Below are 19,790 nucleotides of genomic sequence, written 5' to 3' on the forward strand. Positions count from 1 at the left end.
CTCTCCTCCCCCTCCGCCAAGAACTGGAGCCCTGTTGAACACGTCACCGGCGAACCCCGCGGCCGACCGTCCGCACCGTCTCGACCCGGGGGGAGGCTGCCCGCACGCGGCCAACGCCCGGCTGCTGGCCCGGGGGGCGGTCACCCCGGTGGTCCTGCCCGGCGAGGTGCGGGCCATGGCGGTGCTGGGCCACGACGCGCTGAAGGAGTTCCTCGCGCACCCCGACGTCGCCAAGAACGCACGACACTTCACGGCGCTCCAGGCCGGGGAGATAGCCGACGGCTGGCCGCTGAAGACGTTCGCCACGGTGCAGGGGATGACGACCGCGGACGGCGCCGACCACCGGCGGCTGCGGTCGCTGATGGGCAAGGCGTTCACAGCCCGCCGGGTCGAGGAACTCCGCCCGTACATCGTGGAGCTGACATCCCGTCTGCTGGACGGTCTGGAGGCGGCCGCCCTCGAGGACGGTGTCGTCGATCTGCGTACCCACTTCGCGCTGCCGCTGCCGATGGGCGTCATCTGCGAACTGCTGGGCGTGGACGAGGTCCACCACGACCGGCTGCACCACCTCTCCAACCAGATCGTGGCCACGGACATCGGCCCGGCCGAGGCGATGGCGGCCAACCGGGAGATGGTGGAGGTGCTGAGCGAGGTCGCGGCTGCCCGGACGGCCGATCCGGGGGACGACCTCACCAGTGCGATGATCGCGGCCCGTGAGGAGAGCGGCGACCGGTTCAGCCCGCACGAGCTGATCGGCACGCTGATGCTGACCATCATCGCGGGGCACGAGACGACGCTGAATCTGATCACGAACGCCGTACGCGCCCTGTGCGCCCATCGGGACCAGCTCGACCTGGTCCTCTCCGGCGGGGCGAGCTGGGCGGACGTGGTGGAGGAGACCCTGCGCTGGGACAGCCCGGTCAGCTACTTCCCGTTCCGCTACCCGACCCGCGATCTGACCCTGGACGGCACCCTGATCCCCCGAGGCACCCCGGTCCTCGCCGGATACTCGGCGGCCGGCCGCGACACGCGGGCCCACGGCCCGGACGCGGCGCGCTTCGACATCACCCGCACCGGCGAGTCCCGCCATCTCTCCTTGGGACACGGCGCGCACTACTGCATGGGTGCGCCCCTGGCCCGCCTGGAGAGCACCACCGCCCTGGAGCAGCTCTTCCACCGCTTCCCTGCCCTGGACCTCGCGGTCCCGGAGCCGGAACTGCCGCGCCACGCCTCGTTCGTGGGGAACAGCGTGCAGAGACTGCCGGTGCGGCTGAAGGCCTGAGGGAGCACCTTCCACCTGGCGGACCCGCCAGGTGGCGTGCCCTCCCGCGGCCCTCGTGCCTCCCCTCCCGTGGAGGGGAGGCACGAGGGCCGCGATGATGCGTACGGGCCGACCCGGCGGGCCGCGGCTCAGGCGTCGATGATGACGGGGATGATCAGGGGCTTGCGGCGGTGGGTGCGGAACGCCCAGTTCGCCACGGCACGGGCGAGGAGCTGTTCGAGCTGGCGCGCGTCCCCGACGCCCTCCTCCGCCGCGGTGGCCAGGGTCTTCTCGATGACCGGGATGACCGGTTCGAAGGTGGTGTCGTCGTGGACGAAGCCCCGGGCCAGGAAGTCGGGGGCTTCGGCGAGGGCGCCGGTGTCCGCGTCGACGATCGCCACCACCGTGACGACGCCTTCCTCCGCGAGGGTGAGGCGGTCCTTGAGGGACGCTTCGGTGGCGCCGCCCACCTCCATGCCGTCCACGTAGACGTTGCCGGCGGGAACCTTGCCGGTGATGGACGCGCGCCCGTCGACGAGGTCGACGACGACGCCGTCCTCGGCGATGACGACCCGCTCCGGGGCGACGCCGGTACGGATCGCGAGGTCGCCGTTGGCCCGCAGGTGGCGCCATTCGCCGTGCACGGGCATCACGTTGCGGGGCTTGACGATGTTGTAGCAGTAGACGAGTTCGCCGGCACTGGCGTGCCCGGAGACGTGCACCTTGGCGTTGCCCTTGTGGACCACGTGGGCGCCCCACCGGGTGAGTCCGTTGATCACCCGGTAGATGGCGTTCTCGTTGCCGGGGATGAGGGAGCTGGCGAGCAGGACGGTGTCACCCTTGCCGATGCGGATCACGTGATCGCGGTTGGCCATCCGTGACAGCGCGGCCATCGGTTCCCCCTGGGAGCCGGTGCACACCAGAGTGACCTTGTGGTCCGGGAGCTTCTCCAGCTCCTTCGTGCTCACGACCAGACCGGACGGGACCTTCAGATAGCCGAGGTCACGGGCGATGCCCATGTTGCGGACCATCGACCGGCCGACGAAGGCGACCTTGCGGCCGTGCTGGTGGGCGGCGTCCAGAACCTGCTGGATGCGGTGCACATGGCTGGCGAAGCTGGAGACGATGACCCGCCGCGGCGCGGTGCGCATCACCTGCTCGATCGCCGGGTTCAGCTCACGCTCGGAGGTGGTGAAGCCGGGCACCTCGGCGTTCGTGGAGTCGGTGAGGAACAGATCCACACCCTCCTCGCCGAGGCGGGCGAAGGCGCGCAGATCGGTGATGCGGTCGTCGAGAGGGAACTGGTCCATCTTGAAGTCCCCGGTGTGCAGCACCATCCCGGCACCGGTCCGGATCGCGACCGCGAGGCTGTCGGGGATGGAGTGGTTGACCGCGACGAACTCGCAGTCGAAGGGCCCGAAGCCGCGCCGGTCGCCCTCACGCACCCGTACCGTGCGCGGCCGGATGCCGTGTTCCTTGAGCTTGGCCTCCAGGAACGCCAGCGTCAGCTTGGAGCCGACGACGGGGATGTCGCGCCGTTCGCGCAGGAGGTACGGCACGCCGCCGATGTGGTCCTCGTGGCCATGGGTGAGGACGATGCCCACGATGTCGTCCAGGCGGTCCCGGATCGAGGTGAAGTCCGGCAGGATCACGTCCACGCCGGGCTGGTTCTCCTCGGGGAACAGCACGCCACAGTCGACGATGAGCAGTTTGCCCGCGTACTCGAAGACGGTCATGTTGCGGCCGATCTCACCCAGGCCGCCCAGGGCAATGACCCGCAGCCCCCCTTCGGGCAGGGCAGGGGCGGCTTTCAGCTCAGGGTGCGGATGACTCATACCCTGACGGTACCCGGAGAGCCGGACGGGATGATCCATCGCCCTGGTGATCTCTTCCGACCGACGGAGCGGGGCAGCGGCTGTTCCGGGAAGATCGGACGACGCCGACGGCCGGACGGGGGGCAAGACAGTACCGCCTCCGGTGGCGCCGACGCACACCTCGTGTCTCTTGCCGGAGCCGAAGTCGGACGGACGATGACCTGCGTGGTGAGGCGGGGAAGGTGGCCGGGACTCGGCGAGCACCGGCCGATCACCCCTGCGGCCGCGTCATCCCGTCGACGGCCGAGAGGATCCGGCGATCCGCCGGCGCGGCTGACGGGCCGCACGACGAAGGTCGAGCGGATGGGTGACGGCGTCGCGCTGCCGCGACTTCGGCCGGATGGACGACACATCCGGAAACCGTCACTGTCCGCGGCCGATGCCCAGGCTCCACGGGCGCGGCTCACACCCGGCGGTGGCCGGCCCTGCCTCGCGCCGGCCACCGCGACATCGCCCCTTCGTCGCGCGGATCTACATGGTGCGAGGCCGGAGACACGTCGAATCCACCGAGGCCAACCGCGAAACCGCAGGTCATGCAGACGTCCTGGCCGGCTCCAGAATCGCCACGCACTCCACGTGGTGGGTCATCGGGAACAGGTCGAACACCCGAAGCGTCCGCACCCGGTAGCCGCCGTCGCGGAAGTACGCCAGGTCCCGGGCCAGGGCCGCCGGGTCGCAGGCGACGTAGGCGATCCTGCGGGCGCCCAGGGACGTCAGCTGCCCCACCGTCTTGCGGCCGGCGCCCGCCCGGGGCGGGTCGAGGACGATGAGGTCGACCTCGTCGATGCCCGTGCGGGGCAGGACCGAGTCGACCTTGCCCTGCTCGATGCGGACGCGGGGGAAGTCCGCGAGGTTGTGGCGGGCGTCCTCCACCGCGCGCTTGCCGGACTCGATGCCGAGGACCGCGCCCGCCTCGCCGACCCGGTCGGCCAGGGCGCCCGCGAAGAGGCCGACGCCGCAGTACAGGTCGAGGGCCATGTCGCCCTTGCGGGGCAGCAGGCCCTGCATGACGGCGGTGACGAGGGTGTCGGCGGCCTTCGGGTGGACCTGCCAGAAGCCGCCGCCGGCGACGCGGTGGGTGCGGCCGTCGGCGCGTTCACGGACGAAGGGGCGGCCGTGGACACGGTGGAGCTGCCCGTTGCGTTCGTCGACGCGCATGACCGAGACGGGACGGTCCAGCTCGACGAGGGGGAGGCGGGCGCCGGGCTTCGGGGTGAGGACGACCTGGCGGTCCTGGGAGCCGGTCGCGGCGATGGCCTCGACCGAGTCCATGCCGGTCCAGTCCCGCTTCTCGACGCCCAGCTCGCTGACCCCCTCCGCGGCGATCAAGCAGTGGTCGATCGGCTCGACCTCGTGCGAGCGGTGCCGGCGCAGTCCCGCGCGGCCGTCGGCGGTGACGGCGTACTGCACGCGTGTGCGCCACGCCGGGACCTGCCCGGCGGGGACCTTGTCGCCCTCGGCCGGCATGACCGTGCCGTCCCAGCCGACCTCCTCCGGGGTGAGACCCGCGAGGCGCTGGAGCTGCTCGGTGACGACCTCGCCCTTCAGCCGGCGCTGGGCGCCCGGCTTGGCGTGCTGCCAGTCGCACCCGCCGCAGCGGCCGGGGCCGGCGTACGGGCAGGGGGCGTCGATACGGTCCTTGGAGGCGTCCAGCACCCGCACGGCGTCCGCGCGGAGGAAGCGGGCCCCCTCCTCGCCCTCCGTGACCTGCGCGACGACGCGTTCGCCGGGCAGCGTGTGCCGGACGAAGAGGACCTGCCCCTCGGACGTACGGGCGATGCAGTGGCCGCCGTGGGCGACGGGGCCGACCTCGACCTCGTACTCCTCCCCCACCAGTGATTTCCTCGGTTCTGCCTGCATGGCGGGGTGACTCCACAACATCGAGAGCGGAAAGGCCCGTGAGGACCTGGACAACAGCCCACCAGTCTACGTGTGCGAGGAGGAGTCCTTCGCCCGCTCCGCCGGACCGCGGCGCACCGAGCCGGGGGCGACCCAGTTCTGCCGCTTGCGGGCGCGCTTCCTGGCCGCCTCGGAGGACTGCAGCTGGTACGGCACCGAGGTCACCATCACACCGGGGGTGAACAGCAGTCGGCCCTTGAGCCGCAGCGCGCTCTGGTTGTGCAGCACGTGCTCGTACCAGTGACCGACCACGTACTCGGGGATGATCACCGACACGACGTCGCGCGGGGACTCCTTGCGCAGGCTCTTGACGTAGTCGATGACCGGTCGCGTGACCTCCCGGTACGGCGAGTCGAGCACCTTCAGGGGTACGTCGATGCCACGCCGTTCCCACTCCTCGCGCAGTGCCCTGGTGTCGGCCGCGTCCACGTTGACGCTGAGCGCCTCCAGGCTGTCGGAGCGCATCAGCTTGGCGTAGCCGAGGGCGCGCAGCGCGGGGCGGTGGATCTTGGAGATCAGGACGACGGAGTGCACCCGGGAGGGCCGCACCATGTCGTCGGCGGACGCGTCCGGGGCGGCGATCTCCTCGGCGACCCGGTCGTAGTGCTTACGGATCGCCGTCATCGTCGCGTAGAAGATGCACATCCCGAGCAGCGCGACCCAGGCACCGTGGGTGAACTTGGTGACGAGGACGACGACCAGGACCAGACCGGTGAAGAAGGCGCCGAAGGTGTTGATGCCCCGCGAGCGGACCATGTGCCGGCGCTTGGCCTGGTCCCGCTCGGTGGCCAGCAGCCGGTTCCAGTGCCGGACCATGCCGATCTGGCTGAGCGTGAAGGACACGAACACGCCGACGATGTAGAGCTGGATCAGCCGCGTGGAGTCGGCGCCGTAGATCCCCACCAGCAGTCCGGCGGCGCCCGCGAGCAGCACGATGCCGTTGGAGAAGGCCAGGCGGTCGCCGCGCGTGTGCAGCTGGCGGGGGAGGTAGCGGTCCTGGGCGAGGATCGAGCCGAGCAGCGGGAAGCCGTTGTAGGCGGTGTTCGCGGCGAGGAACAGCACCAGCGCGGTGGCGGCGGCGAGGATGACGAACAGGAAGCTGCCGTGTCCGAAGACGGCCTCGGCGACCTGGGAGATCACCGGGTCCTGGACGTAGCCCGCGCCGAGCGGTGCGCCGTCGTGCATCAGGTCCCTGGCCGGGTTCTCGGCCATCCGGACGTCGGTGGCGGCGGCCAGGGCGATGATGCCGCAGAACATGGTGACGGCGAGCAGGCCCATCATGGCGAGCGTGGTCGCCGCGTTGCGCGACTTGGGCTTACGGAAGGCCGGTACGCCGTTGGAGATCGCCTCGACGCCGGTGAGGGCGGCGCAGCCGGAGGAGAAGGCGCGCAGCAGGAGGAAGACCAGGGCGAAGCCGGCGAGGCCCGGGTGTTCGGGTTTGATCTCGAAGTCCGCGGTCGGTGCCCGCATGTCGTCGCCGAGCACGACCCCGCGGAAGGCACCCCAGGCGATCATGGTGAAGACGCCCGCGACGAAGACGTACGTGGGGATCGCGAAGAGTGTGCCCGACTCCTTCACCCCGCGCAGGTTCATCAGCGTCAGCAGCACGATCACACCGATCGCGCAGGCCACCTTGTTCTCGACGACGAAGGGGACCGCCGAGCCGAGGTTCTCGATCCCGGAGGAGATCGACACGGCGACGGTGAGGACGTAGTCGACGAGGAGGGCGCTGGCAACGGTCAGACCGGCCTTGGGGCCGAGGTTGGTGTTGGCGACCTCGTAGTCGCCGCCGCCGCTCGGGTACTCCCGGACGTTCTGCCGGTAGGAGGCGACCACGGTGAACATCAGCACGACGACCGCGACGGCGATCCAGGGGCTGAAGTGGTACGCCGAGAGGCCCGCGATCGACAGGACCAGCAGTACCTCGCCGGGGGCGTACGCCACGGAGGACAGCGGGTCGGAGGCGAAGACGGGAAGTGCGACACGCTTCGGCAGGAGCGTCTCGCCCAGCCGGTCACTGCGGAGTGCGCGCCCGATGAGGATGCGTTTGGGCACGTCGGTCAGTTTGGACACAAGAGTGGATCGTAGGCCGTGGGACAGGGCACGACCCACCCGCCACCCCACATCCATACGGCATCCATACGGCCGCTGCTCTCCGGGTGAATTCACCGGGGTCCGGGGCGGGGATTCCGCAGGTCGCGGAAGTTTCATGCCTATATGACTGACCCGGCCGTAGTCGCCCTGTCACGTGGAGGTCCCATGCACACCACCGCAGAACTGATCGGCGCCGCGGCCTCCCTCGTCGGCCTCGGGATCCTGGCCGTGGCGAGCGTGCGCAGCATCACACGCCGCTGAGCCGCGCCCCGCGCGGGCGGCGACGGACGGGCCCCGGAGGGCGTCACCGGTGCGTTCCCCCGGCATGATGTTGCTCTGCGTCCCGCACTCGGGCCGCGATGTACGTCTTGTCGCCCGCGAGCCGAAAGAGAGACATGAGCACGAAGGTCATGAAGGCCGTACGGCCTGCAGGAAGCGCGGTGTGACGCGATGCATATTGTCATCATGGGCTGCGGGCGGGTGGGTTCCGCCCTCGCCCAGAACCTGGAGGAACAGGGGCACACGGTCGCCGTGATCGACCGGGACCCCACCGCCTTCCGCCGCCTGGGCTCCTCGTTCGGCGGCCGCCGGGTCACCGGCATCGGCTTCGACCAGGACACGCTGCGCGAGGCGGGCATCGAGGAGGCCGGCGCCTTCGCCGCCGTCTCCAGCGGTGACAACTCCAACATCATCGCCGCGCGGGTCGCCCGCGAGATGTTCGGCATCGAGAACGTCGCCGCCCGCATCTACGACCCCCGCCGCGCGGAGGTCTACCAGCGCCTCGGCATCCCCACGGTGGCGACCGTCCGCTGGACGGCCGACCAGATGCTGCGCCGGCTGCTCCCCTCCGGTGCCGAGCCGCTGTGGCGCGACCCGACCGGCGGGGTGCAGCTCGCCGAGGTGCACACCTCCACCGCGTGGGTGGGGCACCGGATCAGCAGGCTGCAGGACGAGACCGGGGTGCGCGTGGCCTTCCTGACCCGGCTCGGCGAGGCGATGCTGCCCAGCTCGCAGACGGTGCTGCAGGAGGGCGACCTGGTGCATGTGATGATGCGCACCGATGAGATCGACCGGGTCGAGGCGGCGTTCGCCAAGGGTCCCGAAGAGGAGGGCGGTCACTGATGAGGGTCGCCATTGCCGGAGCCGGAGCCGTCGGCCGCTCGATCGCGGGCGAGCTGCTGGAGAACGGCCACGAGGTACTGCTGATCGACAAGGCGCCGACCGCCATCTCGGTCGAGCGCGTCCCGCAGGCGGAGTGGCTGCTGGCCGACGCCTGCGAGATCACCTCCCTGGACGAGGCGGCGCTCCAGCGTTGCAACGTCGTCATCGCCGCGACCGGCGACGACAAGGTCAACCTGGTCGTCTCGCTGCTCGCCAAGACCGAGTACGGCGTCCCGCGCGTCGTCGCCCGGGTGAACAACCCGAAGAACGAGTGGCTGTTCAACGAGTCGTGGGGGGTGGACGTCGCCGTCTCCACCCCGCGTCTGATGTCGGCCCTGGTGGAGGAGGCGGTGAGCGTCGGCGACCTGGTCCGGCTGCTGCGCTTCAGCCACGGCGACGCCAACCTGGTCGAGCTCACCCTGCCGGAGGAGTCGGCGCTGGCCGGGACCCAGGTGGGGGACGTCCAGTGGCCGCAGGACACCTCGCTGGTCACCATCATCCGCGGCACACGCGTACTGACGCCGACGCGGGAGGACTCCCTGGAGGCGGGTGACGAACTCCTCTTCGTGGCCGCGCAGGCGCGTGAGGAGCAGTTGGAGGACCTGCTCTCGGTCCGCAAGGAGGCCTGAAAAAGGGACGCCCGGAGAACTCCGGGCGTCCCTTGACAGCCCGTCCGGCGATTGAGGACGAGGCCGTTCAGGCCGAGGGGGGGTCCGGGGGTACAGCCCCCGGGAAGCAAGGCCCGCCTACTCTGCGGCGGCCTTGCGTTCCTCTTCCGCGCGCTCCTCCGCCTCCATTTCGGCGAAGACATCGATCGGCGGCGGCGCCTTCGCCAGGAACACCCAGGTCAGATACACCGCGAGCAGGAAGGGCGGGATCTTCAGCGCGATCAGCACCCAGCCCAGCTGGGTCGTGTCCGCCCACCAGTACAGCGGGAACAGGATCGCGCTCTTGGCGAGCAGGATCAGCCCCCACGCCCAGCTGGCCTTGGTGTACGCCTTCTTGCGGCCGGGGTTGCGGGTGCGCCAGGAGAGGTTCTCCTTGAACACCGGGCCCAGCATCAGGCCGATCAGCGGCACGCCCGCGATCGCCGTGACGATGTACGCCAGGGCCAGACCCAGCGTGTAGAGCATGCCCGGCAGATAGAAGTCCTTGGCGTTGCCCGTCATCATCGCGAAGACCACACCGAAGGCGACGCCGAAGACACCGCTGAAGGCGTGCTTGACGGTGTCCTTCATGGCCAGCCGGACCACGACCATCACCAGCGCCACGGCGACCGCCGCGATCGCCGACATGTGCAGGTCCTTGTTGACCGTGTAGATGCTGACGAAGAGCAGCCCGGGGAGCACCGTCTCGACCATGCCCCGCACCCCGCCGAACGCCTCGAAGAGGGCGGCTTCGGTCACCGCCCGGGCGTCGTCGGCGGATGTGTCTTCGGTTGTCGGCTTGTCGAGTGACGTCACCGGCTACTCCCGTCCGAGGGGTCTCAGTTCGTATTTCGGATTGAACAGCACCCGGCGGCCCCGGCTCATCGAGATCCGGCCCGATGCGATCAGCTTGCGCCCCGGTTCTATGCCCACGATGGAGCGCCTGCCGAGCCACACCACGTCGAGCGCGGCGGAGCCGTCGAACAGCTCGGCCTCCAGGGCCGGCACTCCCGCGCGCGGCCGCAGCGTGACCGTGCGCAAGGTACCAGTAACCGTGACGATCTGCCGGTCACGGCAGTCGCCTATCCGCGTGCAGCCGGCCGTCTCGGCGTCCTCACGCAGCTCCTCGGACTCCAGGTCCTCCTGAGACGAGGAGAGCCGGTCGAGCATGCGCCGGAACCGGCCTGCCGGCTTCTCGGATCGAGGAACAGCACTCATATCTGAAGCGTACCGGGGTGCACTGACGGTTACGTACCCCGTGCTGCCCCGGTCCGAACGGGACACTCCCGGTCACCGCCGCCGGCCCTCACTTCTCGAAGCGGTAGCCCATGCCCGGCTCGGTGATCAGGTGCCTCGGGTGTGACGGGTCCGCCTCCAGCTTCCGCCGCAGCTGTGCCATGTACACGCGCAGATAGTTGGTCTCCGTGCCGTACGACGGCCCCCACACCTCCCGCAGCAGCTGCTTCTGCGCCACCAGCCGGCCGCCGCCGCGCACCAGCACCTCCAGGAGGTGCCATTCGGTGGGGGTCAGCCGTACGTCCTTGCCGTCGCGGTGGACCTTCTTCGCGGCCAGGTCGACGGTGAACCCGGCGGTCTCCACCACCACGTCCCCCCCGTCGCCCGCGGGCTCCGCGCGGCGTACGGCGGCCCGCAGCCGGGCCAGCAGCTCGTCCATGCCGAAGGGCTTGGTGACGTAGTCGTCGGCGCCCGCGTCCAGCGCCTGGACCTTCTCGCCGGAGGCGTGCCGCGCGGACAGCACCAGGATCGGCACCCGGGTCCAGCCGCGCAGTCCCCTGATCACCTCGACGCCGTCCATGTCGGGCAGGCCCAGGTCGAGGACGACCACGTCGGGGTGGTGCGCGGCGGCCGTACGGAGGGCGCCGGCGCCGTCCTGCGCGGAGTCGACCTCGTACGAGCGTGCTCTGAGGTTGATCACGAGGGCGCGCACTATGGCCGGATCGTCGTCGACCACCAGCACACGGGTCATGAGGGCTGCCTTTCGGGTTCTGCGGCCGCTGCGGCCCGCGGGGACTCCGGGTGCGCCGCGGCGGCCCGCAGGGTGAGCGCCATGGTGAGGCCGCCGCCGGGGGTGTCCTCGGCGTTCAGGGTGCCGCCCATGGCCTCGGCGAAGCCGCGCGCGACCGCCAGGCCGAGGCCGACGCCGGCCCCGCGCGGGGCGTCGCCGTACCGCTGGAAGGGTTCGAAGATGCGGTCCTTGGCCTCGTCGGGGACGCCGGGGCCGCGGTCCACCACCCGTACCTCGACCCGGTCCGCGAGGGCGCTGGCGGCGACGAGGACCCGCAGACCGGCGGGGCTGTACTTGACGGCGTTCTCGATCACGTTGGCCATCGCCCGCTCCAGCAGGCCGGGGTCGACGGCGACCATGGGCAGGGCCTCGGGGATGTCGAGGGTGACGCTGCCCTCGGGCACCCCGCCGAGCGCCATCGGCACCACCTCGTCCAGGTCGATCTCGCGGATCAGGGGGGTGACGGTGCCGGTGTGCAGCCGGGACATGTCCAGCAGGTTGCCCACCAGGTGGTCGAGGCGGTCGGCGCCGTCCTCGATGCCCTCCAGGAGTTCGGCCCGGTCCTCGGGGGACCATTCGACGTCGGCGGAGCGCAGCGAGGAGACGGCGGCCTTGATGCCGGCCAGCGGGGTGCGCAGGTCGTGGCTGACGGCGGCGAGCAGGGCGGTGCGGATGCGGTTGCCCTCGGCGAGGGCGAGGGCCCGGTCGGCCTGTTCGCGCAGCCGGCGGCGGTCCAGGACGACGGCGGCCTGCGCGGCGAAGGCGCCCAGCACCCTGCGGTCCTCGGCGGGCGGCACCCGGCCGGTCAGGGCCAGCGCCATGTGGTCGCCGACCGGGACCTCCACGTCCGCGTCCTCGGGCCGGTCGACCGGCCGTCCGCGGCCGGCCCGGCCGGCGCAGGTCCACGGCTCGACGTCGCCCGCGCGTTCGAGCAGGGCGGCGGACTCCATGCCGAAGGTCTCCCGGACGCGCTCCAGCAGGTCCTCGAGGCCGGTCTCGCCGCGCAGCACGTTGCCCGCGAGGAAGGAGAGGATCTCCGACTCGGCGCGCAGCCGGGCCGCCTGGTGGGTGCGGCGGGCCGCGAGGTCGACCACGGACGCGACGGCGGTGCCCACCGCGATGAAGATCGCGATGGCGACGATGTTCTTCGGGTCGGAGATGGTCCAGGTGTGCAGGGGCGGTGTGTAGAAGTAGTTGAGCAGCAGCGAGCCGACCGCCGCGGAGGCGAGGGCCGGCCAGAGTCCGCCGAGCAGGGCCGCCGCGACCGTGAGGGCCAGGAACAGCAGCATGTCGTTGGCGAGTCCCAGGTCGACGGCGCTGAGCAGCACCGCCACCCCCGCCGGGCCGGCCAGGCCGACCGCCCAGCCCCAGGCCCGCCGGGACCGTCCGAGCCGCGCGTCCCGGGCGACGGGCAGTCCGCGCCCCCTGGCCACCTCCTCGTGGGTGACGATGTGCACGTCCAGATCGGGTCCGGAGTCCCGGGCGACGGTGGCGCCGACGCCGGGTCCGAAGACGTACTGCCAGGCCGGGCGGCGGGAGGAGCCGAGCACGATCTGGGTGGCGTTGGCGCCGCGCGCGAAGGCGAGCAGGGCGGCCGGTATGTCGTCGCCGACGACGTGGTGGAAGGTGCCGCCGAGGTCCTCCACCAGGGTGCGCTGTTCGACCAGGGCCCGGGGGGAGGCGGCGGTGAGGCCGTCGCTGCGGGAGATGTAGACGGCGAGCAGTTCGCCGCCGGCGCCCTTCTCCGCGAGCCGCGCGGCCCGCCGCAGCAGGGTGCGGCCCTCGGGGCCGCCGGTCAGGCCGACGACGATCCGCTCGCGCGAGCCCCATATCGCGGAGACCTCGTGCTCGCTGCGGTAGCGCTGGAGGTGGGCGTCGACCCGGTCCGCGACCCAGAGGAGCGCCAGCTCCCTGAGGGCGGTGAGGTTGCCGGGGCGGAAGTAGTTGGAGAGGGCGGCGTCGACCTTGTCCGGCTGGTAGATGTTGCCGTGCGCCATACGGCGGCGCAGCGCCTCGGGGGTCATGTCGACGAGTTCGATCTGCTCGGCCCGCCGTACGACCTCGTCCGGTACGGTGTCCCGCTCCCGTACGCCGGTGATCGACTCCACGACGTCGCCCAGCGACTCCAAGTGCTGGATGTTGACGGTGGAGAGCACGTCGATGCCGGCCGCGAGCAGTTCCTCCACGTCCTGCCGGCGTTTGGCGTTGCGGGAGCCGGGGGCGTTGGTGTGGGCGAGCTCGTCGACCAGGGCGACCTGGGGGCGGCGGGCGAGGACGGCGTCGAGGTCCATCTCCCGCTGCCCGGTCTCCCGGAGCGGCACCTGTTCGAGCCCCTCCAGCAGGGCCTCCGTGCGAGGGCGGCCGTGCGGTTCGGCGAAGGCCACCACGACGTCGGTGCCGCGTCCGGCACGGCGGTGGGCCTCGGAGAGCATCGCGAACGTCTTGCCGACGCCCGGTGCCGCACCGAGATGAATCCGAAGCTTGCCGCGTCCCATGCCCTCATTGTCTTCCGCTCACCGTCCCCCGCGGAATCGACCATACGGCCGTCACCTGCGACGGGAGGCGCGGGCCGGGGCAGGGGGGCGGTCCTTGACGGAACTCTGACGCGCGGGCCGCGGGGACCGGGGACGTCCGCGGCCCCGTGCCGGCGCGTGGACGTCAGTGTTCCGTGATCTCGCCGTCGCCGAGTTCCAGGACGCGGTCGGCGAGGTCGAGGAGGGTGGCGTCGTGGGTGGCGACCAGGGCGGTGACGTTCTCGCTGCGGACGACCGCGCGGAGCAGCTCCATCACGGCGTGTCCGGTTTCCGCGTCCAGCTGGCCGGTCGGCTCGTCGGCGATGAGGAGGGAGGGGCTGTTGGCGAGGGCGCGGGCGATGGCGACCCGTTGCTGCTGGCCGCCGGAGAGCTCGCCGGGCCGCTGGGCCGCGTGGTCGCCGAGGCCGACCAGGGAGAGGAGCAGCTCGACGCGTTCCTCGCGCTCGCGCGGGACGGCGCGGCGCAGCCGCAGCGGGACGCCCACGTTCTCGGCGGCGGTGAGGATGGGGATGAGACCGAAGGACTGGAAGACGAAGCCGACGTGGTCCCGGCGGAGGGCGAGCAGCCCGTTCTCGTCGAGGTCCGCGAGGTCGCGTCCGTCGATGTGGACCCGCCCCCGGTCGGGGGTGTCGAGGCCGCCGACGATGTTCAGGAGGGTGGTCTTGCCGGATCCGGAGCGGCCCTTGAGGGCGACCAGCTCCCCGCGCGGGACCTCGAAGGAGACACCGCGCAGCGCGTGCACGGCTGCCGCGCCATGGCCGTACGACTTGTGCACGTCCTCGACGCGCACCATGGTCTCGGTGACCACCTGACTCATCGCGACCGCCCTCCCCCGTGAACCGGGCGCCAGTATCCCCGTCCGGCGCCCGGCTGATCAACGGTCAGGCGGGGTTGTCTCCGTGGGTGAGGGTCTCCCAGGCGACGAAGAGGTTGTTGCTGCCGGAGGGGCGGGTGCGCTCGGTGAGGGCCTGGGTGTGGGTCATGGCGTGGCCGAGGCGGTTGTGCAGGGCGTTGTAGCCGACCTCGGTGACCGGTCCGAGGCCGAGGTGCAGGGAGCCGCCGCACAGCCGGTCCGGGACGGCCGTGCCCTGCTCGTACTTGGCCTGGAAGCCGAGCGCGTGCCGCAGCCGTTCGCCGACGTCGGTGCCGTAGAGGTCCTGGCCCTGGATGCGGCTGGTCTCGGCGATGTGCGAGATCGAGGAGATGCCGTAGCCGGTGTGGGTGAGGTCGCGGCAGGTCTCCTGGGTGAGGCCGGTGATGAAGGTGGACTGGTTCTGCCAGTACTTGACGATCTTGTCGCGGGTGTTCAGGTTCTGGCTGGGCACGGTCCTCGGCAGGGCCCCGTCGGACTCCAGATAGACGTAGGCGGCGGTGCGGGTGCGGAACGTCGCCATGGCCCTGTCGTACGAGGCCCGGTCCTCCAGGAAGACGGAGATGCCGACGGCGGCCTCCATCATCGTCAGCTCCCAGTTGCCGTTGGAGTTCGAGCCGTTGATGACCTCGGGCAGGTAGACGTCCCGGAGCATGGTGGCGAAACGGCCGGAGTTCGCCCAGCCGCCGGTGTAGGTGTGCTTGATGATCTCGGCGGCCTTGGGCCAGGAGGAGCCGGCCCAGCCGGTCTGCAGGGGCGCGTTGCTGTTGGTGTGGTCCCGGATCACGGCGGACCAGGCGTCCATCAGCTCGATGGACTTGCGCGCGTAGCGGTCGTCCCGGGTGATGTACCAGGCCAGCGCGTTGGTGTAGGCGGCGATCGCGTCCTCGCGCTCGTCGGTGCAGCCGTGGTTCGGGTTGGAGTACGAGCCGCACTCGACCACCGCGCGGGGCTTGGGCGTGCGGTTCGGGTCGGCGTACCTGCTCGCCATCATCCGGTCGAAGGCGCCCTTCCAGGGCTGGGCACCGGCGTCGACCCTGCTCCGCGCGAAGTCGAGCTGGGCCCGGGAGACGGTGACTCCGGGGTGGGCGAAGGCGGCGGGGGCGGCTTCGGCGGGTGCGGCGTCGGGGCGGAGAACGAGGGTGCCGACCAGCGCCGTGGTCAGGAGTGCGAACAGCGCGGTGCGGGCTCTGCGGCGGGGGTGCGAGGGTGCAGAGGACATGTGGGGGGTCCATCCGTTCTCGTACGTGAACGATGGGCGTCGTTTTGAACGCCTGGATGGCCCGAGACGGTAGGTCCAGACCAATACCGCGTCAAGGGTCCGCGCACGGGAAAGGGCCGCACCCCCACGCGGGGACACGGCCCTTCTTGTTCTCGACCGACTAGCGGACCTCGGTGATCTCCGGTCCGCGCTGGAGCTGGCCCATGCCGCCGGCGAAGCGGGAGCCCTCCTCCTCCTGCTGCACGTTCTCCGGCACCATCTGCGCGTCGTTGGGCAGCTTCAGGACGATCGGGTCACGCGGGGCCATCGGGCCCTCGCCGCGCACCACGACCGTGTCCCGGAAGATCTGCTCCAGGAGCCCGGCGGCCTGCGGCTGCACCGCGCCCTGGCCGGAGATCACCCCGCGCAGGAACCAGCGGGGCCCGTCCACGCCGACGAACCGCACGACCTGGAAGCCGCTGGTGCCGTCCGGGAGCTGCACCGGCACCTGCGCCCGCAGTTCCCAGCCCAGCGGGCCCTCGACCTCGTCGATGATGCCGCCCTGCTGGGTGATGCCGGACGCGATCTCCTCGCGCACCTCGCCCCAGATGCCCTCGCGCTTGGGCGCGGCGAAGCCCTGCAGCTGGATGGCGCTGTCCCGCAGGACGACCGTGGCCGCGACGATCGCGTCGCCCGCGACCTCCACCCGCAGCTCCATGCCGTCGACCCCGGGCACGAACAGGCCGCCCAGGTCGACCCGGCCCTCGCCGGGCTCGCTGACCTCGCTGCCGTCCCAGGGCCCGTCGGGCCGCGGCGCCGGCTCGAGCCTCAGCCGCTCGGCCTCCTCGCCCGCCTCAGCGTCGACACCGTCGACGACCTGCTCGGCCTCGCCGGCCGCACCTTCGGCGGCATCCTTCTTCTTGCGACGTCCGAACACGTCACTGTCCTTCCCGGTCGGATACGACCGAAGCGTATCGATTCCCACCCGCTGTACCGCCCGTGGCGGCCTGAACGCTTGTGCCGCTCTTACCTTCGTCCACCGCGGCGTGACCACCGGTGGACCCGAAGCCCCCCTCGGCCCGGACCGAGGGGGGAAGCTCCGCGACCGACACGAAGCGGACCCTCTCGACCTGCTGGACGACCAGTTGGGCAATCCGGTCGAAGCGCTCGAACCGCACGGTCTCGCGCGGATCGAGATTCACCACGATCACCTTGATCTCCCCACGGTACCCGGCATCAACCGTCCCCGGGGCATTCACCAGGGCGACGCCGCAGCGGGCGGCAAGGCCGGATCGCGGGTGCACGAAGGCCGCGTACCCATCGGGCAGCGCCACAGACACCCCGGTGGGCAGTACGGCCCGTTCGCCGGGTGCCAGCGCGCACGCCTCGGTGGTGCGCAGATCGGCGCCCGCGTCCCCGGGGTGCTCGTACGCCGGAAGCGGTACGTCGGGGTCGACGCGCCTGATCAGCACCTCGAGGGCGCTCACGGGTTCACCTCGAAGGCGCGCGCACGACGGACCTGGTCGGGGTCGTCCATGGCGGCGCGGATCTCCTCCTCGCGGCCGTGGTCGACGAAGTGGTCGACCTTGACCTCGATGAACAGGGCGTCGGCGCGGACCGCGACCGGGCCGTCGGGGCCGCCGATGCGTCCGGTGGCGGTGCAGTAGATCTTCCGTCCGGCGACGGCCGTCACCTCGGCCGCCAGGTGCAGCACGGTGCCGACGGGCACGGGGCGGACGAAGTCGGTCTCCAGCCTGCCGGTGACCGCGATCGTGCGCAGCAGCCAGTTGAGCGAGCCGAGCGTCTCGTCCAGGGCGCTGGCGAGCACCCCGCCGTGCGCGAGTCCCGGGGCGCCCTGGTGGGCGGCCTGCACGGTGAACTCGGCGGTGATCGACACGCCTTCGCCGGCCCGGGCCGCCAGGTGCAGCCCGTGGGGCTGCTCGCCGCCGCAGCCGAAACACTGGCCGTAGTGCGCGCCCAGGAGTTCGCCGGGGGCGGGGGCGTCCGGGTGGCGCACCGGTCGTACGGCGTCGGCGGGGGGCTGAAGAGCCGGGGAAGTACCACTCACAGGCGCAGACCTTACCCGCGCGTGAGTGCTCTCCCGACACCGTGCCAAGCTTGATTCATGCAGCTCTCCGCCACCCCGTACGAAGAACGCCTCACCGCGCCCCGCTCCTGGTGGCTGATCTCCTTCCTGGTGGGGGTCTCCCTCGCGCTGATCCTGCTGCCGTTCGGCACGCTGCCGATGCTCGGGGGCCTGGCCTGCGGCACCGCCGCGGCGGCCGTGCTGGCGAGCGCCTACGGTTCGGTGCGCATCCGGGTCGTGGGCGGCCATCTGATCGCGGGTGAGGCGAAGATCCCGGTGTCGGCCCTCGGCGAGCCGGAGATCCTCGACGAGGAGGAAGCCCGGGCCTGGCGCACCCACAAGGCCGATCCCCGCTGCTTCATGCTCCTGCGGGCCTACATCCCCGGCGCCCTGCGCATAGACATCACCGACCCGGAGGACCCCACCCCGTACGTCTTCCTGTCGACCCGCACCCCCCAGCGCCTGGCCGAGGCCCTTCAGGCGGCCAGAAACGCCGCGTAGCCCCAAGGGGCGCGGGGAACCGCGCACATGGGGGTCCGGGGGCGCAGCCCCCGAGGGACGGGACGGGAAGGGGCGGCGGGGGCGAAAGAGGCCCAGCCGCCACGGAGCCGGCCAGAGCTACGGCATCCGGTGATCATCGCCCGGCACTTCGAGCACCCCCTCGGACAGCACGTCCGCGGGACGTTCCAGCGCCGGAAGGGCCGCCAGCGTCCCCCAGGGCACCTGGATTCTGCGCAGGTCGTCCCGGATACGCGACGCCAGCTTCCGGGTGTCCCGGCGGTTCATCACCGCCCCCACCGCCGCCCCCACCAGGAACGGCATCAGATTCGGCAGATTCCGCACCGTACGCTTCATGATCCGCTGCCGAAGCTCACGCTTCATCCGGCTGTTCAGCGCCGCGCTCACCGTCGACGGCTTCGTCGCCTCGACCCCCCGCTCCTCCGACCAGGAGTTGAGATACACGGTGCTGCGCTGAGCCAGGCTCCCGGCCGGCCGCACCCCGTACACCTCATGAAGTTCGGCGATCAGCTTCAGCTCGATCGCGGCGACGCCGGTGATCTCCGCGGCCAGTTCCGCCGGCATCGCGGGCGGTACGGGCATCATCGCCGCCGCACCGACCCCGGCCCCGACCGTCGCCGTGGCCTTCGCGGCGCCCGCCACGAGCTTGTCGGCGAGCTCTTCGGGGCCGAGCCCCGGGAACTGCCGGCGCAGCGTCTCGAGGTCCCGTACGGGCACCCGCGGGGCGATCTCGATGATCCGGTCCGCGAGGTGCGCCAGTCCCGCGCGGGCGCGGGCACCGCCCTTGCGGGCGCCTTCCACGGCCTTCTCGCGGAGGACGGCGGCCCGCCTGCGCGCCACGGGCGCGGTGACCTCCAGGGAGTCCGGGAGGTCACCCCGGCCGGCTGCCGCTTCGAGCGAGGCCGCCCCGGTACCGGTTGAGCCCCGCTCTGGTTCACGCGTGTCGTGCTCCGGGCCCTGAGGGGCCCCTTGGTCCGCTCCCTTCGTGAAGAAGCGGCGCTTCCGCGGAGGGGTCGAGCCAGTCACGGCCGACCCCGCCTCAGTCGCAGTCGCGGCAGATCGGCTGGCCGTTCTTCTCGCGGGCCAGCTGGCTGCGGTGGTGGACGAGGAAGCAGCTCATGCACGTGAACTCGTCCTGCTGCTTCGGCAGGACCCGGACGGCCAGCTCCTCGTTCGAGAGGTCGGCCCCGGGCAGTTCAAGGCCTTCCGCGGCCTCGAACTCGTCGACGTCGACGGCCGAGGCCGACTTGTCGTTCCGCCGGGCCTTCAGCTCTTCGAGGCTGTCCGAGTCGACGTCGTCGTCGGTCTTGCGTGGAGTGTCGTAGTCGGTTGCCATTGGACGCTCTCCCCCTCTGGGTGTATGCGGTGTCTCCAGCGCACGTAACGCGTGAGAGGCCGGACTTGTGCCCGACCTGAGGCGGAGATTTTGCCTCACATCAAGGTCTGTTACTCAATCGACACCCAACCGCACTCCTCATGAGTGATCGGCTTGGATGGCGATGGGGACCGTACACGGTCCGCATGCCGCACTTCAAAGGCGCCTCACCGTGTACTTCCCGTGATGAGCACCCCTGAAAACCGGGACTTTCGCGACCTTTCGCAGGGTTACATGATCAC

18 protein-coding genes are annotated in these 19,790 nt (G+C 71.3%); 4 read left to right on the top strand and 14 right to left on the bottom strand.

Annotation, left to right across the window (positions count from 1 at the left end):
- Window positions 1–34: 34 nt before the first annotated feature.
- Window positions 35–1,282: a cytochrome P450 gene (locus ACGFR9_RS28785; protein ID WP_393213951.1), complete on the top strand. Its 1,248-nt coding sequence runs from the start codon at window positions 35–37 to the stop codon at window positions 1,280–1,282.
- Window positions 1,283–1,410: 128 nt separating this feature from the next.
- On the opposite strand, the gene ACGFR9_RS28790 is transcribed toward ACGFR9_RS28785, so the two are convergent.
- The 3 genes from ACGFR9_RS28790 to ACGFR9_RS28800 all read right to left on the bottom strand — a co-directional run bounded on the left by ACGFR9_RS28790 (window position 1,411) and on the right by ACGFR9_RS28800 (window position 7,107).
- The gene (locus ACGFR9_RS28790) at window positions 1,411–3,096 is read right to left on the bottom strand and encodes a ribonuclease J (protein WP_393213954.1); all 1,686 of its coding nucleotides are present in this window, start codon (window positions 3,094–3,096) and stop codon (window positions 1,411–1,413) included.
- Window positions 3,097–3,666: 570 nt separating this feature from the next.
- A complete protein-coding gene (locus ACGFR9_RS28795) occupies window positions 3,667–4,995 on the bottom strand; it encodes a class I SAM-dependent RNA methyltransferase (RefSeq protein ID WP_393213957.1) in 1,329 nt (442 codons plus the stop codon).
- Between the two features lie 66 nt (window positions 4,996–5,061).
- Complete coding sequence (locus tag ACGFR9_RS28800) at window positions 5,062–7,107, bottom strand: APC family permease (RefSeq protein ID WP_393213960.1); 2,046 nt, start codon at window positions 7,105–7,107, stop codon at window positions 5,062–5,064.
- 471 nt (window positions 7,108–7,578) lie between these two features.
- Between ACGFR9_RS28800 and ACGFR9_RS28805 the strand changes: the two genes are divergently transcribed.
- Together ACGFR9_RS28805 and ACGFR9_RS28810 are read left to right on the top strand one after the other, a co-directional pair.
- Complete coding sequence (locus tag ACGFR9_RS28805) at window positions 7,579–8,250, top strand: potassium channel family protein (RefSeq protein ID WP_393213963.1); 672 nt, start codon at window positions 7,579–7,581, stop codon at window positions 8,248–8,250.
- Window positions 8,250–8,918: a TrkA family potassium uptake protein gene (locus ACGFR9_RS28810; protein ID WP_351999137.1), complete on the top strand. Its 669-nt coding sequence runs from the start codon at window positions 8,250–8,252 to the stop codon at window positions 8,916–8,918. Before ACGFR9_RS28805 ends, ACGFR9_RS28810 begins: the two co-directional genes overlap by 1 nt.
- 117 nt (window positions 8,919–9,035) lie before the next feature.
- On the opposite strand, the gene ACGFR9_RS28815 is transcribed toward ACGFR9_RS28810, so the two are convergent.
- The 9 genes from ACGFR9_RS28815 to ACGFR9_RS28855 all read right to left on the bottom strand — a co-directional run bounded on the left by ACGFR9_RS28815 (window position 9,036) and on the right by ACGFR9_RS28855 (window position 17,636).
- Complete coding sequence (locus ACGFR9_RS28815) at window positions 9,036–9,752, bottom strand: DUF3159 domain-containing protein (protein WP_393213967.1); 717 nt, start codon at window positions 9,750–9,752, stop codon at window positions 9,036–9,038.
- 3 nt (window positions 9,753–9,755) lie between these two features.
- The gene (locus tag ACGFR9_RS28820; protein ID WP_073930701.1) at window positions 9,756–10,154 is read right to left on the bottom strand and encodes an OB-fold nucleic acid binding domain-containing protein; all 399 of its coding nucleotides are present in this window, start codon (window positions 10,152–10,154) and stop codon (window positions 9,756–9,758) included.
- An 88-nt stretch (window positions 10,155–10,242) separates the two neighbouring features.
- Window positions 10,243–10,923, bottom strand: a complete 681-nt coding sequence (locus ACGFR9_RS28825) for a response regulator (RefSeq protein WP_393213969.1) — start codon at window positions 10,921–10,923, stop codon at window positions 10,243–10,245.
- A complete protein-coding gene (locus tag ACGFR9_RS28830) occupies window positions 10,920–13,457 on the bottom strand; it encodes a DUF4118 domain-containing protein (RefSeq protein WP_393213972.1) in 2,538 nt (845 codons plus the stop codon). The genes ACGFR9_RS28825 and ACGFR9_RS28830 overlap by 4 nt, the downstream gene beginning before the upstream one ends.
- Window positions 13,458–13,620: 163 nt before the next feature.
- Complete coding sequence (locus ACGFR9_RS28835) at window positions 13,621–14,313, bottom strand: ABC transporter ATP-binding protein (protein ID WP_393213975.1); 693 nt, start codon at window positions 14,311–14,313, stop codon at window positions 13,621–13,623.
- A gap of 64 nt (window positions 14,314–14,377) precedes the next feature.
- Window positions 14,378–15,589 (bottom strand): alginate lyase family protein, encoded by a 1,212-nt coding sequence (locus ACGFR9_RS28840; protein WP_393213977.1) that lies wholly within the window; start codon window positions 15,587–15,589, stop codon window positions 14,378–14,380.
- Between the two features lie 160 nt (window positions 15,590–15,749).
- Entirely contained in the window at window positions 15,750–16,505 is a 756-nt protein-coding gene (locus ACGFR9_RS28845) for a DUF3710 domain-containing protein (RefSeq protein WP_030225694.1), read from the bottom strand.
- 1 nt (window position 16,506) lies between these two features.
- Window positions 16,507–17,055 (bottom strand): dUTP diphosphatase, encoded by a 549-nt coding sequence (gene dut / locus ACGFR9_RS28850; protein WP_393213980.1) that lies wholly within the window; start codon window positions 17,053–17,055, stop codon window positions 16,507–16,509.
- Window positions 17,052–17,636 carry a PaaI family thioesterase gene (locus ACGFR9_RS28855; protein WP_393213983.1) on the bottom strand — a complete coding sequence of 195 codons (585 nt, stop codon included), beginning with the start codon at window positions 17,634–17,636 and terminating at the stop codon, window positions 17,052–17,054. The genes dut and ACGFR9_RS28855 overlap by 4 nt, the downstream gene beginning before the upstream one ends.
- Window positions 17,637–17,693: 57 nt before the next feature.
- Here ACGFR9_RS28855 and ACGFR9_RS28860 point away from each other — a divergent pair, with 57 nt between their 5' ends.
- A complete protein-coding gene (locus ACGFR9_RS28860) occupies window positions 17,694–18,155 on the top strand; it encodes a DUF3093 domain-containing protein (RefSeq protein ID WP_393213986.1) in 462 nt (153 codons plus the stop codon).
- A 117-nt stretch (window positions 18,156–18,272) separates the two neighbouring features.
- Here ACGFR9_RS28860 and ACGFR9_RS28865 read toward each other — a convergent pair whose 3' ends face one another.
- Both ACGFR9_RS28865 and ACGFR9_RS28870 read right to left on the bottom strand, forming a co-directional pair.
- Window positions 18,273–19,199, bottom strand: a complete 927-nt coding sequence (locus ACGFR9_RS28865; RefSeq protein ID WP_393213989.1) for a hypothetical protein — start codon at window positions 19,197–19,199, stop codon at window positions 18,273–18,275.
- A 13-nt stretch (window positions 19,200–19,212) separates the two neighbouring features.
- Window positions 19,213–19,509: a DUF4193 domain-containing protein gene (locus tag ACGFR9_RS28870; RefSeq protein WP_003993510.1), complete on the bottom strand. Its 297-nt coding sequence runs from the start codon at window positions 19,507–19,509 to the stop codon at window positions 19,213–19,215.
- Window positions 19,510–19,790 lie beyond the last annotated feature (281 nt).

Source organism: Streptomyces sp. NPDC048584 (genome assembly GCF_043199595.1).
Lineage (GTDB): Bacteria > Actinomycetota > Actinomycetes > Streptomycetales > Streptomycetaceae > Streptomyces > Streptomyces edwardsiae.

Excerpts from the sequence above, each read along its gene's own strand:
- ACGFR9_RS28790 (WP_393213954.1), bottom strand. The coding sequence starts at position 3,096 with ATGAGTCATCCGCACCCTGAGCTGAAAGCCGCCCCTGCCCTGCCCGAA.
- ACGFR9_RS28795 (WP_393213957.1), bottom strand. The coding sequence starts at position 4,995 with ATGCAGGCAGAACCGAGGAAATCACTGGTGGGGGAGGAGTACGAGGTC.
- ACGFR9_RS28805 (WP_393213963.1), top strand. The coding sequence starts at position 7,579 with ATGCATATTGTCATCATGGGCTGCGGGCGGGTGGGTTCCGCCCTCGCC.
- ACGFR9_RS28810 (WP_351999137.1), top strand. The coding sequence starts at position 8,250 with ATGAGGGTCGCCATTGCCGGAGCCGGAGCCGTCGGCCGCTCGATCGCG.
- ACGFR9_RS28820 (WP_073930701.1), bottom strand. The coding sequence starts at position 10,154 with ATGAGTGCTGTTCCTCGATCCGAGAAGCCGGCAGGCCGGTTCCGGCGC.
- ACGFR9_RS28825 (WP_393213969.1), bottom strand. The coding sequence starts at position 10,923 with ATGACCCGTGTGCTGGTGGTCGACGACGATCCGGCCATAGTGCGCGCC.
- ACGFR9_RS28830 (WP_393213972.1), bottom strand. The coding sequence starts at position 13,457 with ATGGGACGCGGCAAGCTTCGGATTCATCTCGGTGCGGCACCGGGCGTC.
- ACGFR9_RS28835 (WP_393213975.1), bottom strand. The coding sequence starts at position 14,313 with ATGAGTCAGGTGGTCACCGAGACCATGGTGCGCGTCGAGGACGTGCAC.
- ACGFR9_RS28840 (WP_393213977.1), bottom strand. The coding sequence starts at position 15,589 with ATGTCCTCTGCACCCTCGCACCCCCGCCGCAGAGCCCGCACCGCGCTG.
- ACGFR9_RS28860 (WP_393213986.1), top strand. The coding sequence starts at position 17,694 with ATGCAGCTCTCCGCCACCCCGTACGAAGAACGCCTCACCGCGCCCCGC.
- ACGFR9_RS28870 (WP_003993510.1), bottom strand. The coding sequence starts at position 19,509 with ATGGCAACCGACTACGACACTCCACGCAAGACCGACGACGACGTCGAC.